Origin of the sequence: Bartonella silvatica, from assembly GCF_040545155.1 — a bacterium.
Classification (GTDB): domain Bacteria; phylum Pseudomonadota; class Alphaproteobacteria; order Rhizobiales; family Rhizobiaceae; genus Bartonella; species Bartonella silvatica.
Genome location: NZ_JBEPLI010000006.1, coordinates 48,047 through 63,436 on the forward strand (window position 1 = coordinate 48,047; position 15,390 = coordinate 63,436).

Below are 15,390 nucleotides of genomic sequence, written 5' to 3' on the forward strand. Positions count from 1 at the left end.
ATAACAAAAACATTTTCTGAGGAGAGATTTCCTATAAAGGCGCCACATGCATAGAGACCGGTTTTTCCTGATATGTAAAATTTTTTCAATATAGCGATCTCATTGAACGCGCTAGAATCTATATAAACTTGTTGTTTTTTTTGACATATCGTTCATTTATCCATGTGCTCAGTTGATCAGGGAGATCAACTGGAATAATCCACAAATCCGCTCTAGGCGATTTATTGATATCTTCCTTTACAATGATCAATATTTGTAGTTTACCCAGCTCTATTTGACTATTCCTAAGTATGAGCACACATCGAAGAACAGCGGTCTTAGAAAATCTTTTATCTTATTCAGTCAAAATAATTTGTCTGATAAGACTGTCATCTCTATTTCGTCATTATCAATAAGCATTCATTTTCCTACACAAAAGGCAACGAGTATTGCTATTGCATGATTACGCGTTCCACCATATCCTAAAGTGACGATTTCTTTTTATAAAAAAGTCTGTTGAGTGCCCCTGAATCCTTATTATAACTTTGATAATGGACGTCATTTCTGGAATAGCAATTATTGAAGATACGCTTCGATATCTCTGCTAAAAAAGGGAATTGTTAAAACGCAGAAAGTCAAATGTATGGTTAAAGTCTTCTCTTAACATAATGGCTGGTCACCAACCGTCAGTTTCTTGCACCGTTCTCTCAATCCATCATACGTCAAAGAGTAAAAAGTTTTCCTAGCTTGTTCTCTTATTAATAAAAAACCGCTTTGATCTCACATCAAAAAATTTTATCCTCTTTACGAACAATAACACAAGCGCATTTTCTTGAAATATACTGCTGTTTTACTTCTCCCTCTAGGTACTCACTAAAACAACTTTTCTCTGAAAAATAATCTAAGAAAAAGAATTTTTCTTATGAGTTAGAAGTAATACAATCCATAACCTTCCCCCCTTCATTTCTCTATTTTTACCATTCACCACAAATATAAGAGGAAGAAAAATATCTGCCAAAACATCGTTATTGTCAATATATTTTTATGATGCAAAATGAGCATTTTTACAGGAATATTCATGAATTTCTCTAGAAAAAAATACCCCATTCCTATTAGCACCCCCTTAAGTAAAACTTATTGTTGTTGGACTTTATTCCCTACCATACTTAGTTGATATACTTTAACAAGATTCAAATTACGTACCATAAAGCTATTCATTCATGCGCTTTCATAATATTGCTTTAAATTTGGATATGATATTGATTTAGTTTCTCAGTAAAGTCCTAAATAAAACTTTTCCTGATTTATACCTCTCATCCAGCTTAATCAGATTATTTTGATCTCATCAATCAGAGACATGTTTTGTCTCATTATCAATGATAAAGAACAAAAACGCAGGTGAGATTTTTTCATCAATGCACAATTTTAAAATGGCACTGTTCAAGCGGCTATAAAATTCAACGTATCCCCTTTGCCCATTTATCAGAATGAGTTTTTATTATTGAGTATGAAAATCGACTGGTGAAATTACGCATTCTGAGAACATTAATTTCTTCTCTGGGCATAAAACGGCATAAACCGCAAAATTTGAATAAAATATCCTTTAAAAAACTCCTGTATATCAAGAATAAACTCATGGGTTTAAGTATAAAGACTTACATATTTTTGTGTTATGTGGCGAATGCAACTATACAAAAAAATAGATTGATGAATGGATTACAAAAACATACTGCAATCCAAATGCCCCATAAGAATCTAAAAACCACTCATATCTCTTTCTCAAACGATTTACTTCTGGAGTAATTTATCTTTAGTCTGATCCTGCTTATCTTCTTTGTTATTCTCCATGAACAAGGGAACAGGATGATCTGATAAGCTGCGTAAATAAAGCAAAAGATCAGCACGCTCTTGATCATTTTTGATCCCACGAAAAGACATAATTGTTCCTGGAAACGCTTCACGCGGTGATCGCAGATAATGATCTAACGCTACAAAATCCCACTTTTTATCAGAGTTTGCACGCAACACCCGTGAATAAGCAAAATTTGGTATCGCTGCAAAAGGGCGGTTCACGACATCCCACAGCGGTGGACCAACACGACCAGATTCATCGCGCCCAGAGGTATGGCATATAGCGCATTGGTGAAAAATTTTACGCCCATTTTCGATATTGCCTTGTTGAAGACGATCTTTTAATGACAGAGAATTATCAGATACCTTCTGTTTTTCCTTAAACGCATCATTTTTTATAGCTATATGAGAATGCTGAACTGATAGAGACTTATTATAGATTACATCACTGATTGTGGAAATTCCTATCAAAATAACCAGCACAAAAAAACACGACAAAATAAAATAGATGACTGTTGAGCGCTTCATAAAAACTTAAACATTTATCTTTTCATTACTACTTTCAGTTTAAGCTTTTTTCTTATAACACACAACATTATAAATGTATGATGCAATTATGAATTGCATAACACATGGCATTTGGAGTTTTGCAATGGCACTTGAACCCATTATTCTCATTCCAGCCCGCATGGGCTCAACGCGCCTCCCCCAAAAAGCTCTTGCTGAGATTTCGGGAAAGCCAATGATTGTTCATGTTGCTGAACAAGCAAAAAAAGCTGCAATAGGACGTACTCTCGTTGCAACTGACCACCCTGACATTGCCAAAGCCGTTACAACTTATGGGCATGAATGTATTATAACATGTGGCACTCATCAATCTGGCTCTGATCGTATTTATGAAGCTTTAACGCGTATTGATCCTGAACAACGCTACAATGCTATTTTAAATGTACAAGGTGACCTACCAACAATAACACCTCATGAAATCATCAGTGCCTTACGTCCTTTGGAAAATAAATTCACTGATATTGCAACGTTAGGTGCTAACATTAGTGAAGACAATGAAAAAATAGATCCAAATGTCGTTAAGATTATTGGTACCCCCCTTTCCCAAAACCGCCTTCGTGCTCTTTATTTTACTCGCGCAACAGCACCTTATGGAGAGGGGCCCCTTTACCATCATATTGGAATATATGCCTATCGACGTAAAGCGCTTGAACAATTTGTGTCGTTTCCCCCCTCTTCACTCGAGAAACGTGAAAAACTTGAACAATTACGCGCATTAGAGCACAATATGCGTATTGATGTTGAAATAATCAACACCATTCCTTTAGGTGTTGATACACAACACGACCTTGAAAGAGTACGCGAGATTTTAGCATGACAGCACTAAAAAAAACGAATAAAATCTCTTTTCAAGGAGAATATGGGGCAAACTCTCATATTGCTTGTTCTAACATGTTTCCCAATATGGATGCGATCCCCTCTGCTACTTTTGAAGATGCTCTCAACCTTGTAGAAAGCGGGCAAGCTGATCTTGCTATGATTCCTATTGAAAATACTCTTGCTGGTCGTGTTGCAGATATTCATCACCTTTTACCACAGTCATCCCTCTACATTATTGATGAATATTTTTTGCCTATCCATTTTCATCTTATGGTTCTCCCTGGTGTGACACATGAGGAAATTAAAACTGTTCACAGCCATACACATGCTCTGGCACAATGTCGAAAAATCATACGTAAAAATGGCTGGGTTGCTGTCACTTCTTCTGATACCGCTGGTGCTGCAAAATTTATTAAAAAAAATGCAAAACGTTCACAAGCAGCCTTAGCTCCCCTACTTGCAGCAGAACTTTACGGACTTGATATTCTTGAAAAAAATGTCGAGGATAATCCTCAGAATATTACCCGTTTTGTTATCCTTTCTCGTTCTCAACGCCATGTGCAAAAAAGACAAAATGGCGAAAAAATTATCACGAGTCTTCTTTTTCGTGTCCGTAATGTACCAGCTGCCCTTTATAAAGCTCTGGGAGGATTTGCCACCAATGGTATCAATATGACAAAATTAGAAAGCTATCAAATTGGTGGAAACTTTAATGCAACACAATTCTTTGTTGACATTGAAGGACATCCTGAAGATTCCATGATGAAACTTGCTTTGGAAGAATTATCTTTCTTTTCTGCCGAAGTTCGCATTATCGGCATTTATCCCGCTAAAAATGAGCGAACATCAGATGTATAAAGAACAGTTCAATGACATCATTTTTTATTAACATCGAAAAATAATCCCAAACTCTTATGATACAACTTGTCTGAAAAAATTGTCTTCTTTTGTGCTAAAATAGTCATAATGAATACTAAAGAAGAAAATAAGTAAGGGGGAGATAATAAACAGAATATTTAAATTATTCTCATAACACGCTCATATGAATTCAAAACAGACAAAAAACAACACAAATACCAAAACAGCATTTTTCGATCATCTCATTCTCATTGCAAAAGAAAATATTTATTGAGAATACTTGATTTTTTTAAATACAGTTATAAAATTATTTAAAACTGTTGTCAGTGTACATCTAAGAATAATGATTTTAATTGTCTTGGAGTTAGGAAGTACTTAAAAATATTTGTATCAATATGACAAATATAATTTAATTCTGATTTTTTCGTTAAACTTCGTATTTCATTTTACAGAAACTAAGTTGCGCTGAGCTGTGTTTTAAAATAAGAGGGAAAGATAATAAAAAAATCTCACAAAAGGATTATTAACCGTCACTATTCTTGTTTGCTCCAACATTGCCTTTGCTGGATTTGGTGAGGCAAAATGGGATTTTTCTCCAGGTGAAAGTGTTGCAATCGGTACATCCGATACAATACAATAAGGTGTTGAGTACTCTTGTAAATCATTTAAACCTAAGACAACATCTTTTACTTTATCGTATTCCTCTCCTACTGATTTAAATAAATTAAGAATTGTTGCTGATGACCAGAAAAAATAATACATGACAAAGAACGTAAGGTTTTTTACACTTAAAGGTATAAAATCTCTCGATATAAACTTCCCACCATCGGGGAGTTATATTTTTACAAATATTATGAAGAAAAGAGTTATTGGAGTAGATTGCGATACAGGAGACTATTCATAACATTGCCAATCAGCATCTAAAGCTGCGTAGAATAATGCGATTGGTGGGATGTACCTCTTTTCAAAGTCAAGTTCGGCAGGTACGCGTATATAAACTCTTGTCGACCTTAATCTTATACTCTCATGCAAAGTTGAGTATTAAACAATTTTTTTAGCTCATTACATTGTTTGTATTCTTTCTACCAGAACAACTTTTAGATAAAGCATGACAAATATCTGTATTGTTAAAGCATTTAAAAGTTCCTACTTTATATTTTTACGTATATTCCACATGTTGTCATTAGATCTAATGATAATCTAACAAGCATATCATTCATCGTCATTGCATATCTCAATATAAACAAAAAACTCTAATATATTTGGTTATGCATGCTAAAAGATATAATTTCATTTTATATCTATTTAATGAGATTGAAAGAAAATAATTGTTGTTTATTACTATATTTTGCAACAATTGCTTTTTTAAAGTTTTTCAAGATACCTGCAAGTATAAGCTGTAATGTTCTCTAATTTATCATAAATTAACTATTTTTTATATCTTTGATTCATTTAAAAGTCCGCTTTATTCTATAGTTAATTTTAAAAATGACTTTTCGGGATTTCAAAGTTTTTTTATAGCTTTTAACAAATTTCTAAAACATTTTTTTATTTTTATGTTAAAATACACTTTTTTCTGACTTTCAGCCATATTTGTATCAAAATATTATTTGGTAAATATAAAGCGCTCATGAATAATAAAAGCTATTAGTTATATTATAACCTTTGTTAATCATAATTTTTCTAACTTAGTACGAAACTTGATATCAAATTACATCTGATTTTTAAGTGTTTTATCTGCTCTTTTTTGGTTTTTACCGCGAGAAGATTTTATCACTCTTTAGCCAATAAACCTGCCCTTCATACCCAATAAAATAAATGCTTGGTTTATACCCCAATGGGTTTGGTAAGAAGCTCTTTATGACAATTGATGATATCTATCCTTTTTATCGTTCGATCGTACAAGAATTAAGCTTAAAGAAAAAATTTTTCGTTGTTTGTGCCATATTTGTGTTTCTTAGCTTGATTTTTCATTTTAAATCGACAATATATACTTGGGAGGTTGGTGATGGACGAACTGCTCGCCAACCGGGTCAGGTCTGGAAAGAAGCAGCCCCAACGAGTTCTGGTACGGGTCATCGTACCATCCTCCTACTTTGCTGAGAAAGCTGTTTTTTAGTGATGTATATTTAATTTTTAAAGCAGCATTGTATTTGCAATAAGCGAAGATAGAGTTTTTGACCTTAAGCAAATTGCCTATGTTTTTTCAAAAAATAAATTGATTGAGAAAAAATCCTTTTATATTAAATTACAGTGTTAACGTATGCTTTCGTGTTATCGAGGTGTATGCATAATAACTTCAAAGTTGGAATCATCGATGGAAAATATGCCGGTAGAAATAGCCTATCGTGTTCTTGCTCGTAAATATCGACCTCAAAACTTCTCTGACCTCATTGGTCAAGAAGCAATGGTTCGCACCCTCACAAATGCCTTTGAAAAAGGTCGTATTGCGCAAGCATGGATGCTAACGGGAATTCGTGGAGTAGGCAAAACGACAACAGCGCGTATTTTAGCACGTGCACTTAACTACAAAACAAACGATATTGACCAACCAACAACCGCATTAAATACACTTGGTGAACATTGCACACAAATCATTGAAGGACGCCATATTGATGTTATAGAAATGGATGCTGCTTCACATACAGGCATTGATGATATTCGTGAAATTATCGAACAAATACGTTACCGTCCTGTTTCAGCACGCTATAAAGTTTATATCATTGATGAAGTGCATATGCTCTCAACACAAGCATTTAATGGCTTATTGAAAACACTGGAAGAACCACCAGCACATGTAAAATTTATCTTTGCAACAACAGAAATTCGTAAAGTTCCCATCACGATTCTTTCACGTTGCCAGCGCTTTGATCTACGACGTATTGAATCAGCTGTTTTAACGACTCATCTGCGCCAAATCGCAAAATATGAAAATGTAGAAGTAGAAGATAAAGCGCTTTCTATGATTGCCCGTGCTGCAGAAGGTTCTGCACGTGATGCATTGTCCATCTTTGATCAAGCGATTGCTCATAGTCATGGTCATATCAGTGCTGTTACCGTGCGTGCAATGTTAGGATTAGCCGATCAAGCTCGTATTATTGACCTCTTTGAATTTATCATGAAAGGTGATGTGGTAAATGCATTGCGTGAACTACGCAGCCAATATGATGCAGGAGCTGACCCTATCGCTATATTAACAGAATTAGCCGATTTTAATCATCTGGTTACACGTCTGCGTTTTACTCCAGAGATAGCTGAAGATTTCTCACTTACGGAAGATGAACGTTTAAGAAGCTTAGATTTTTCAAAAAAGCTTTCTGTTCCCGTTTTATCCAGAAACTGGCAAATGTTACTCAAAGGCTTACAAGAAGTTAGTCAAACCGCACACCCACTTCAAGCAACCGAAATGTTACTTATTCGTCTTGCACACACTGCTGATCTCCCAACACTTGGAGAAGCTTTGAAAAAACTTTCGCAAGAAAAAGCTCTGTATACTGCCTCTTCTTCCTCGGATGCTGCAGACACATCACCCAACCAGTCAGATTTAAAAATATCTTTAGAAAACGAACATAGCCATTCTTTACAACCAAAAGGTTTAGTCAAAAAACAAATTATTGAAACCCATACCCCCTCTGAAGCAAAAGAAACTCTTAAAAATGTTCAATCTGTTGAACTCGCTGAAAATACTGCCGCCTTATCGCACCCTGACACAAAAATAGAACAAGAGGTCAGCAAACCACAAAGTATCACTGTCACTTCCTTGCACGATATTGTTAACTTAGCCGAACAGCATAATGAAATGGCCTTCAAAGTCCTTGTTAAAGAATTTGTTCATCCTGTTTCTTTTAAAACCAATCATATTACCTTAAGACTTTCAGATGATGCTCCACACTCACTTACTCGTGATATAGAAAAAAAGCTTTTTGAATGGACTGAAAAACATTGGACTATAACTTTTGTTAATGAAGGAGGAGGACCGACCTTACAAGAGGAAAGTGAAGCGGCTCAAAAAACTCTTTTTTCTAATGCACAAACAGATCCTGATATCGCAAAAATACTCAATCATTTCCCAGAAGCAAAAATTGTCGATATTCGTCTGAATAAACAAGAAAACAATCTTGATTTACTTTCCAATAGCTTTAAAAATACTGATAATTTTGAAAATGATAATAATGATGAATAAGGATACCGATTCCTATGCGTGACATGATGAGCATGATGAAAAAAGCTAAAGAAATGCAAGAAAAAATGCAGAAAGTTCAAGGGGAAATTGCCAATTTGGAAGCTATTGGCGTTGCAGGTGGTGGTCTTGTCAGCATTACCTTGAATGGAAAAAATACTATAACAGCAATTGAAATTGATCCTTCCTTGCTCAAGCCTGAGGAAGCTGAAATTCTTGAAGATCTTATTATGGCAGCCTATAATGAAGCAAGAACAAAAATTGAAATAGCTATTGAAGAAAGAACCAAAAGTATAACAGCGGGGCTACCACTCCCTTCAGGTTTTAAACTTCCATTCTAATGGTCCAAGTTTTATTTCATCCCCATTGGATAATGAATATGTCTAAATATATTGCAGGACCTGAAATTGAGCGCCTTATTCAGCTTTTAGCACGTATACCAGGTCTTGGTCCGCGTTCGGCTCGTCGTGCTGCACTTCACCTTATCAAAAAAAAAGAAACATTACTGGAACCTTTAGGAGCAGCAATACAAGCTGCAGTCGACAAAGTCCGCGTTTGTTCCATTTGTGGAAATGTCGATACAATCGATCCTTGTTCGATTTGTACAGACCCACGCCGCGATGATACAACAATTATTGTCGTTGAAGATATTGCTGATCTATGGGCTCTTGAACGTGCAAAAACTTTAGCAACGCGTTATCATGTCTTAGGTGGGCGTCTCTCTCCCTTAGATGGCATAGGTCCTGATGAACTCAATATAGCACCTTTAATACAACGTGTTGTACAAAGTTCAATTACAGAAATTATTTTAGCTGTCAATGCGACTGTTGAAGGACAAACTACAGCGCATTATATTACTGACCAGCTTTCCAATTTTTCAGTTAAAGTGACGCGACTCGCTCACGGTGTCCCTGTAGGTGGCGAGCTTGATTATCTTGATGATGGAACTTTAGCAGCAGCTCTACAGGCAAGGACAAACCTTTAAAACCTTTGTCCCTGAGCACCTCTTTTTTCAATCGCTTCTCTTTTAAAGGAAAAATATTAAAGTGCTTAAGAAAAAAATCTCTTTCCTCAATAGCTCTGCTCCAGGGATTCTCATATGCCTTCTCATATCCGCTTTGGCCTATGGCTTAGAAATCATAGAAAAACTGCTTTTTACAGAAACTTGGCTTGAAAGTCTTGTTTTAGCAATTCTCTTGGGCTCCATTGTCCGTAGTTGTTTTACTCTGCCAATATATTTTCAAAAAGGCATAACTTTTTGTGCAAAAACACTTCTTGAAATTGCTATTGTTCTTTTAGGAACAAGTATTAGTATACACGCTATTTTTTCAACCGGTTGGAATTTACTTGCGAGCATCATGTTCGTTATATGGATAACTATTCCCATTAGTTTTTTTATTGGACGACTTTTAGGACTTTCTAAAAATTTAGCAGTGCTTGTGGCTTGTGGTAATGCTATTTGTGGCAATTCCGCCATCGTTGCAACAGCACCTGTTATCAACGCAAAACATGAAGATGTTGCTGCTTCAATTGCTTTCACCGCTCTCTTAGGCGTTTTCATTATCATTTTTCTACCCTTTTTACATCCACTTTTAAATTTATCATTTAATCAATATGGTATTCTTGCCGGTATGGTTGTTTATGCCGTACCACAAGTGTTGGCAGCAACAGCTCCTGTTTCTTTTGTCAGCGTTCAGATTGCAACAATTGTTAAATTGGTGCGCGTTTTAATGTTAGGACCTATCATTCTTATTTTTTCAATCATTTATCACCGATCAGCACAAACACGCTTTCGTTTACACACCCTCGTCCCATGGTTTATCCTTGGTTTTATAATAATGATGCTCCTTCGCTCAAGTAGCCTTATTCCTGAAACAGCTCTCAATCCTATCAAACTGATGTCTCAGTTGTTTACTCTTATTTCAATGGCAGCATTAGGTTTAGGCGTTGACATCCATTCACTTAAAAAAGCAGGCTGGGCCGTCATCTTAACTTCAACCATCTCCATAATTACCCTCGGTGCTTGTAGTCTTATCATGATACAATTGAATAGTTGACATCATATAGAATTTTAAAATATAGGTTCTCAATTATTTTCACTTTTTCAACCGAGTATGAATACAATGAAAATGCTTACAAATATTAAAGAGAGCCATTGATTTATAATAAATTTATCATTTTATAAATTGAATAATAATCTCAAATATCGTAAGATCTCTTATTTAAAACTCGTTTATAATAAGCTCAATAAAAACTATTCGTTTCATGTCATAAAAAATAATGGAGAGTATGCAGGCAAAAAAATACTTGAGAAGGCAGTCAAATGTCTCTTATGGAAAGGCCCAGAATTATCTTAAAACAATATTTTATCAAGCCAGATCAGAACTCTTAAAAACTATTATTTTATACAAAACTTAGATGAATTTTGTACTTGTTCATAAATTTTTAAACTGCTTATTCAATGAACTTTTCAGCGCGAACTAATCACAATTGAATAGCATAACAAACACATAACCCAATTAAAAAACAATATTGCTTTTTTACTTTATTGGATCTAACCAGAATAAGCATTTTATAAAAAACTTTAAAAAATATGACTTCATAACTTCTCTCTTTCAAATTGCTTTTATCTTCTGTATATGGAAAAAATAAAATAATGAAATGATCAGCTTAACGTCCATTCTATCTAGTAAAAAAGATTAGAAAACATAACAAACCTTTTGTTTATCATATTATTCAACTAAAATATTTTTATGCTTATCCTTGCCATAGACACTGCTTCAATTTATTGTGCTGTTGCGCTCACACATCATAAATCTGTCGTTGCACGTATCAACGAACGTATCAATAAAGGACATGCTGAAAGACTCATTGGATACATTGCACAAATAACTGAACAAGCTCATATAACTCTTGATCAAATTGATCGTATCGCTGTCAATATTGGACCTGGATCATTTACGGGTGTGCGTGTGGGTGTTTCAACAGCACGTGCTTTGGCACTAGCACTTGAAATACCAGCTGTTGGTGTCAGTGCACTTGAAGCGTTAGCAGTACAAACAAAAGTCAATAAAAATACTGCATCAGCAATTACCGTTGTTATTGAAGCTGGAAGAGATATGTTCTATCATCAAAACTTTCATGAGGATCTTACCCCTCTGGGAAAACCCGGATTAAAAACAATTGCAGATATCATTAAAGATTTACCACCACAAACAAGATTAACCGGTCCTGCAGCTGATATTGTTGCATCATACATTCAAAAAAACCAGATCAATACAATAATCATAAAGGACCAAATTCTCTGCGAGGCAGCTGATATTGTAAGCTATGCCCATCTTGCAGAAAATAAACAACCACACGATCCGCCTTGCCCACTCTATTTGCGTAATGCTGATGCAAAGCAACAAACCAATTTTGCTTTACCACGAAAAAAATATGTCTAAACTTTTACTGACAAAAGAGCGTTTTCGTATTGCACCGTTACAAACTGATGATAGTGTTTCTCTTTACAAAGTTCATCAAAACTGTTTTATCCCAGCTTGGGAAAAACAGGATTTTGATTATTTCTTAACAGATGACTCTATCTTTGGACATAAAGTCTCTCTTACTTGCAATCCTGATCAAATTTTAGGATTTTCTCTATGCCGTCTCATTGTTGATGAAGCAGAAATCATCACAATTGCTGTTCACCCTCAATTTCGCAGACAAGGAATTGGTTCTCTATTGATTGATCACACTCTTCGCTATCTATATCATAAATGTGCTATAAGACTTTTCTTAGAGGTAGAAGAAACCAATATCTCTGCATTAAAGCTTTACCAATGTTTCGGATTTCAAAAAATTTCTAAACGCCTTGCTTACTACCCAACAAAAAATGGTCGCATAGACGCAATCGTTATGCAAAAAACTTTTAAGCAAATAGATTGAGATTTGTGAAAAAAACATTTAGAGATACGATATGAGTAAAGAAAATCCTAAAAATACACCTCCAGTTACCCCTAAAAAGGTTTTTATAAAAACCTATGGGTGTCAAATGAATGTTTATGACAGCCAACGAATGACTGATAGTCTCAGTTCACAGGGATATGTTACAACGCCAACACCCGATGATGCAGATCTTATTCTTGTTAACACCTGCCATATTCGTGAAAAAGCAGCAGAAAAACTCTATTCTGACCTTGGTCGTTTGCGCGTAATGCGTAAAGAACGAGCACCGAATAAACCTTTAACAGTTGGTGTTACTGGTTGTGTTGCCCAAGCCGAAGGAAGTGAAATCTTACGCCGTGCTCCAATAGTGGATCTCGTTATTGGTCCACAAATGTATCACCGCTTACCCGATTTATTGAAAAAAGCAAAACAAGGAAAAAAAGTTATCGAAACAGACTATGCTGTTGAAGATAAATTTGCTCATTTGCCACCTCATAATAAGCGTGCTGTAAGAAACAGAGGTGTTAGCGCATTTTTAACAGTGCAAGAAGGTTGCGACAAATTTTGCACTTTTTGTGTTGTTCCTTATACACGAGGTGCAGAAATATCACGATCAGTCGAACAAATCACTGAAGAAGCACGTCAGCTCATTGAAGCTGGTGTCAAAGAAATTACGTTGCTTGGACAAAATGTTAATGGTTGGCATGGACAAAGTGTGGATGGTAAAACTTGGCGTCTGGGTGATCTTCTCTATCATCTTGCCAAATTAGATGGTTTAAAGCGTCTGCGTTATACAACTAGCCACCCACGAGATATGGATGAAAGTCTTATTGCCGCGCACCGTGACCTTGATATATTGATGCCTTACCTACATCTCCCAGTCCAATCGGGTTCAGATCGCATCTTAAAAGCAATGAACCGACAACATAAAAGTATTCACTATCTCCAAATTATCGAAAAAATTCGCACCGTACGACCTGATATTGCTTTTTCTGGTGACTTTATTGTAGGGTTTCCAGGAGAAACAGACGAAGACTTTGAAAAAACTATTAAACTTGTAAAACAAGTGCAATATAGTTCAGCTTATTCTTTCAAATATTCACCGCGCCTAGGAACAGTTGGAGCGACAATGAAAAATCATGTTGATGAAACCGTCAAAGATGCTCGCCTTCAACATTTACAAATTCTTCTCCTTGAGCAACAAGACGCATTTTTACGTTCTAAAATTGGTCAAACAACCGATGTTCTTATCGAGAAAACTGGACGTCACTTAGGACAAATGATTGGCCGTTCACCTTGGCTTTTACCTGTTGTTGTGGATACGGAGGCCTCTGCAGGTACCGTGATAGAAACTCATATTAAAAGTGCAGGCAAAAATAGCTTTGTTGGTGAAATAGCCAACGCATAAATATTGTTTTTCATCTTCTATTTACAACAGAAACTTTAGAAAGCTCTTTTATTTTGAAAGAAAATGATTACATTCATAAGTTGTGTTTTATGAAAAATAAACTGTCTTTTACAGAGTTTACCTAAAAAGTGTAAAATATTTGTATGGGAGAATAGGTTGAAAACTTCAACTCCAAAAGTAGATTGTATTAAAAAAAGAATAAATGTCGTGTCTGAAAATACTGATCTCTTCGAAGAAGAAGAAAAAGAGCGCGTATCAGATATTAAGCGTATTATTTTAACTTTTGAAAATAATAAATATGCGAAAATAGTTTTTGGTAAATTTGATGAAAACCTTGCTTATATTGAACAAAAATTTGAGCTGAGCATTCATCCTCGTGGTAATGAAATTTTAATCCAAGGAAATGTTGTTGCTGTAAAACGTGCGCAGTATGTATTACAACAACTCTATGAACGTGCCAAAACACATCAAGAGCTCACTTTATCGGACATAGAAGGAGTGGTTGCCATGGCAGATTTGCTACAGGAACAACCAGAAGACCCAACAACAGCCCATCTTGAAAAAAAATATACCCCAGCACGATTAAGCACCCATAAAAAAACAATCTATGCACGAACTCCAACACAAGATGCTTATATCCGGGCAATGGATCGTCATGAACTTGTTTTTGGTGTGGGACCAGCTGGAACAGGAAAAACATATCTTGCTGTTGCGCATGCTGCGATGCTCTTAGAGCGTTCTATCGTTGAACAAATTATTCTCTCACGCCCCGCTGTTGAAGCTGGAGAGCACCTTGGCTTTCTTCCAGGTGATCTTAAAGAAAAAGTCGATCCGTATTTGCGACCACTTTACGATGCCCTTTATGATATGATTCCCATTGAAAAAGTAGAACGCATTTTAACCTCTGGTGCCATAGAAATTGCTCCTCTTGCCTTTATGCGTGGACGCACACTCACCCATGCTGCTGTCATTCTTGATGAAGCACAAAATACAACTCCTATGCAAATGAAAATGTTTCTCACTCGTCTTGGAGAAGGAACGCGTATGATTGTCACTGGCGATATAAGCCAGACTGATTTACCGGCAGGACAGAAATCAGGTTTAAGTGAAGCAATACGTATTCTTTCTCATATAAAAGATATTGCAATCATTCGTTTTGGGGAAAAAGATGTTGTACGCCATCCTCTTGTTACTGAAATCGTCCATGCTTATGACCAAGATTCTGCAATACAAATTAAAGAAGTTTTATCTTCAAAACCTTTATCAAAAAAGTGAGTTCTCTGTGTCATGATCACTATTGATATAAGAATTGAGAGTTCAGGGTGGAATGATGAGAAAACACTTTATAGTATAACTGAAAAAGCATTAACAACAACTATGCATCACATTTCATTGGACAACATTGTAAGTGAAATTAGCCTTCTTTTTACTGATAACAAACATATGGCACAGATCAATGGGCAATGGCGTGGTAAAAATAAACCCACTAATGTATTGTCCTTTCCGGCTTTGCCACTTAAAATTGGGCAGATTCCCGGACCTATGCTCGGTGATATTATTATTGCGCGGGAAACTGTTTTACTTGAAGCAAAGAAAGAGGGAAAATTGTTTCAGGATCATTTAATACATATGATTGTTCATGGTACTCTTCATCTTCTTGGTTATGATCATCAAACAAATGAAGAAGCTCACCAAATGGAAAGACTCGAAAGGGAGATCCTCAAAAAGCTTTCCATAAAAGATCCTTATAATGCGTTGTCTTAAAAATGATAAAATGGACTTTTTAAATTGATATCAT

At 35.6% G+C, this 15,390-nt stretch carries 12 protein-coding genes, 1 other RNA gene and 1 pseudogene; 13 read left to right on the forward strand and 1 reads right to left on the reverse strand.

Translation table 11 applies throughout. The annotated features are described in order from the left end of the window. Positions 1-1,767 precede the first annotated feature (1,767 nt). A complete protein-coding gene (locus ABID23_RS04000) occupies positions 1,768-2,358 on the reverse strand; it encodes a c-type cytochrome (protein ID WP_354189568.1) in 591 nt (196 codons plus the stop codon). 124 nt (positions 2,359-2,482) lie between these two features. Between ABID23_RS04000 and ABID23_RS04005 the strand changes: the two genes are divergently transcribed. From ABID23_RS04005 to ybeY, 13 genes and pseudogenes are all read left to right on the forward strand, one after another. Next, positions 2,483-3,214: a 3-deoxy-manno-octulosonate cytidylyltransferase gene (locus tag ABID23_RS04005; RefSeq protein WP_354189570.1), complete on the forward strand. Its 732-nt coding sequence runs from the start codon at positions 2,483-2,485 to the stop codon at positions 3,212-3,214. After that, positions 3,211-4,074: a prephenate dehydratase gene (locus tag ABID23_RS04010; protein WP_354189572.1), complete on the forward strand. Its 864-nt coding sequence runs from the start codon at positions 3,211-3,213 to the stop codon at positions 4,072-4,074. The genes ABID23_RS04005 and ABID23_RS04010 overlap by 4 nt, the downstream gene beginning before the upstream one ends. Positions 4,075-4,609: 535 nt before the next feature. Next, positions 4,610-4,978, forward strand: a pseudogene (locus ABID23_RS04015) (hypothetical protein). A gap of 1,093 nt (positions 4,979-6,071) precedes the next feature. Then, positions 6,072-6,169, forward strand: an RNA gene (gene ffs, locus ABID23_RS04020) — signal recognition particle sRNA small type. A 168-nt stretch (positions 6,170-6,337) separates the two neighbouring features. After that, positions 6,338-8,257, forward strand: coding sequence for a DNA polymerase III subunit gamma/tau (locus tag ABID23_RS04025; protein WP_354189574.1), 1,920 nt, complete (start codon positions 6,338-6,340; stop codon positions 8,255-8,257). Positions 8,258-8,271: 14 nt separating this feature from the next. After that, positions 8,272-8,595: a YbaB/EbfC family nucleoid-associated protein gene (locus ABID23_RS04030; protein ID WP_354189576.1), complete on the forward strand. Its 324-nt coding sequence runs from the start codon at positions 8,272-8,274 to the stop codon at positions 8,593-8,595. 38 nt (positions 8,596-8,633) lie between these two features. Continuing rightward, entirely contained in the window at positions 8,634-9,239 is a 606-nt protein-coding gene (recR, locus tag ABID23_RS04035) for a recombination mediator RecR (protein WP_354189578.1), read from the forward strand. A gap of 61 nt (positions 9,240-9,300) precedes the next feature. Then, positions 9,301-10,311: a YeiH family protein gene (locus tag ABID23_RS04040; protein WP_354189580.1), complete on the forward strand. Its 1,011-nt coding sequence runs from the start codon at positions 9,301-9,303 to the stop codon at positions 10,309-10,311. Positions 10,312-11,007: 696 nt separating this feature from the next. Then, positions 11,008-11,700 (forward strand): tRNA (adenosine(37)-N6)-threonylcarbamoyltransferase complex dimerization subunit type 1 TsaB, encoded by a 693-nt coding sequence (gene tsaB, locus ABID23_RS04045; RefSeq protein WP_354189582.1) that lies wholly within the window; start codon positions 11,008-11,010, stop codon positions 11,698-11,700. Beyond that, on the forward strand, positions 11,693-12,184 hold the full coding sequence (gene rimI / locus ABID23_RS04050; protein WP_354189584.1) for a ribosomal protein S18-alanine N-acetyltransferase: 492 nt from the start codon (positions 11,693-11,695) through the stop codon (positions 12,182-12,184). Before tsaB ends, rimI begins: the two co-directional genes overlap by 8 nt. Positions 12,185-12,215: 31 nt before the next feature. Continuing rightward, positions 12,216-13,592: a tRNA (N6-isopentenyl adenosine(37)-C2)-methylthiotransferase MiaB gene (gene miaB / locus ABID23_RS04055; RefSeq protein ID WP_354189586.1), complete on the forward strand. Its 1,377-nt coding sequence runs from the start codon at positions 12,216-12,218 to the stop codon at positions 13,590-13,592. A gap of 156 nt (positions 13,593-13,748) precedes the next feature. Then, positions 13,749-14,867 carry a PhoH family protein gene (locus tag ABID23_RS04060; protein WP_354189588.1) on the forward strand — a complete coding sequence of 373 codons (1,119 nt, stop codon included), beginning with the start codon at positions 13,749-13,751 and terminating at the stop codon, positions 14,865-14,867. A 12-nt stretch (positions 14,868-14,879) separates the two neighbouring features. Then, positions 14,880-15,356: an rRNA maturation RNase YbeY gene (gene ybeY, locus ABID23_RS04065; protein ID WP_354189590.1), complete on the forward strand. Its 477-nt coding sequence runs from the start codon at positions 14,880-14,882 to the stop codon at positions 15,354-15,356. Positions 15,357-15,390: the final 34 nt, after the last annotated feature.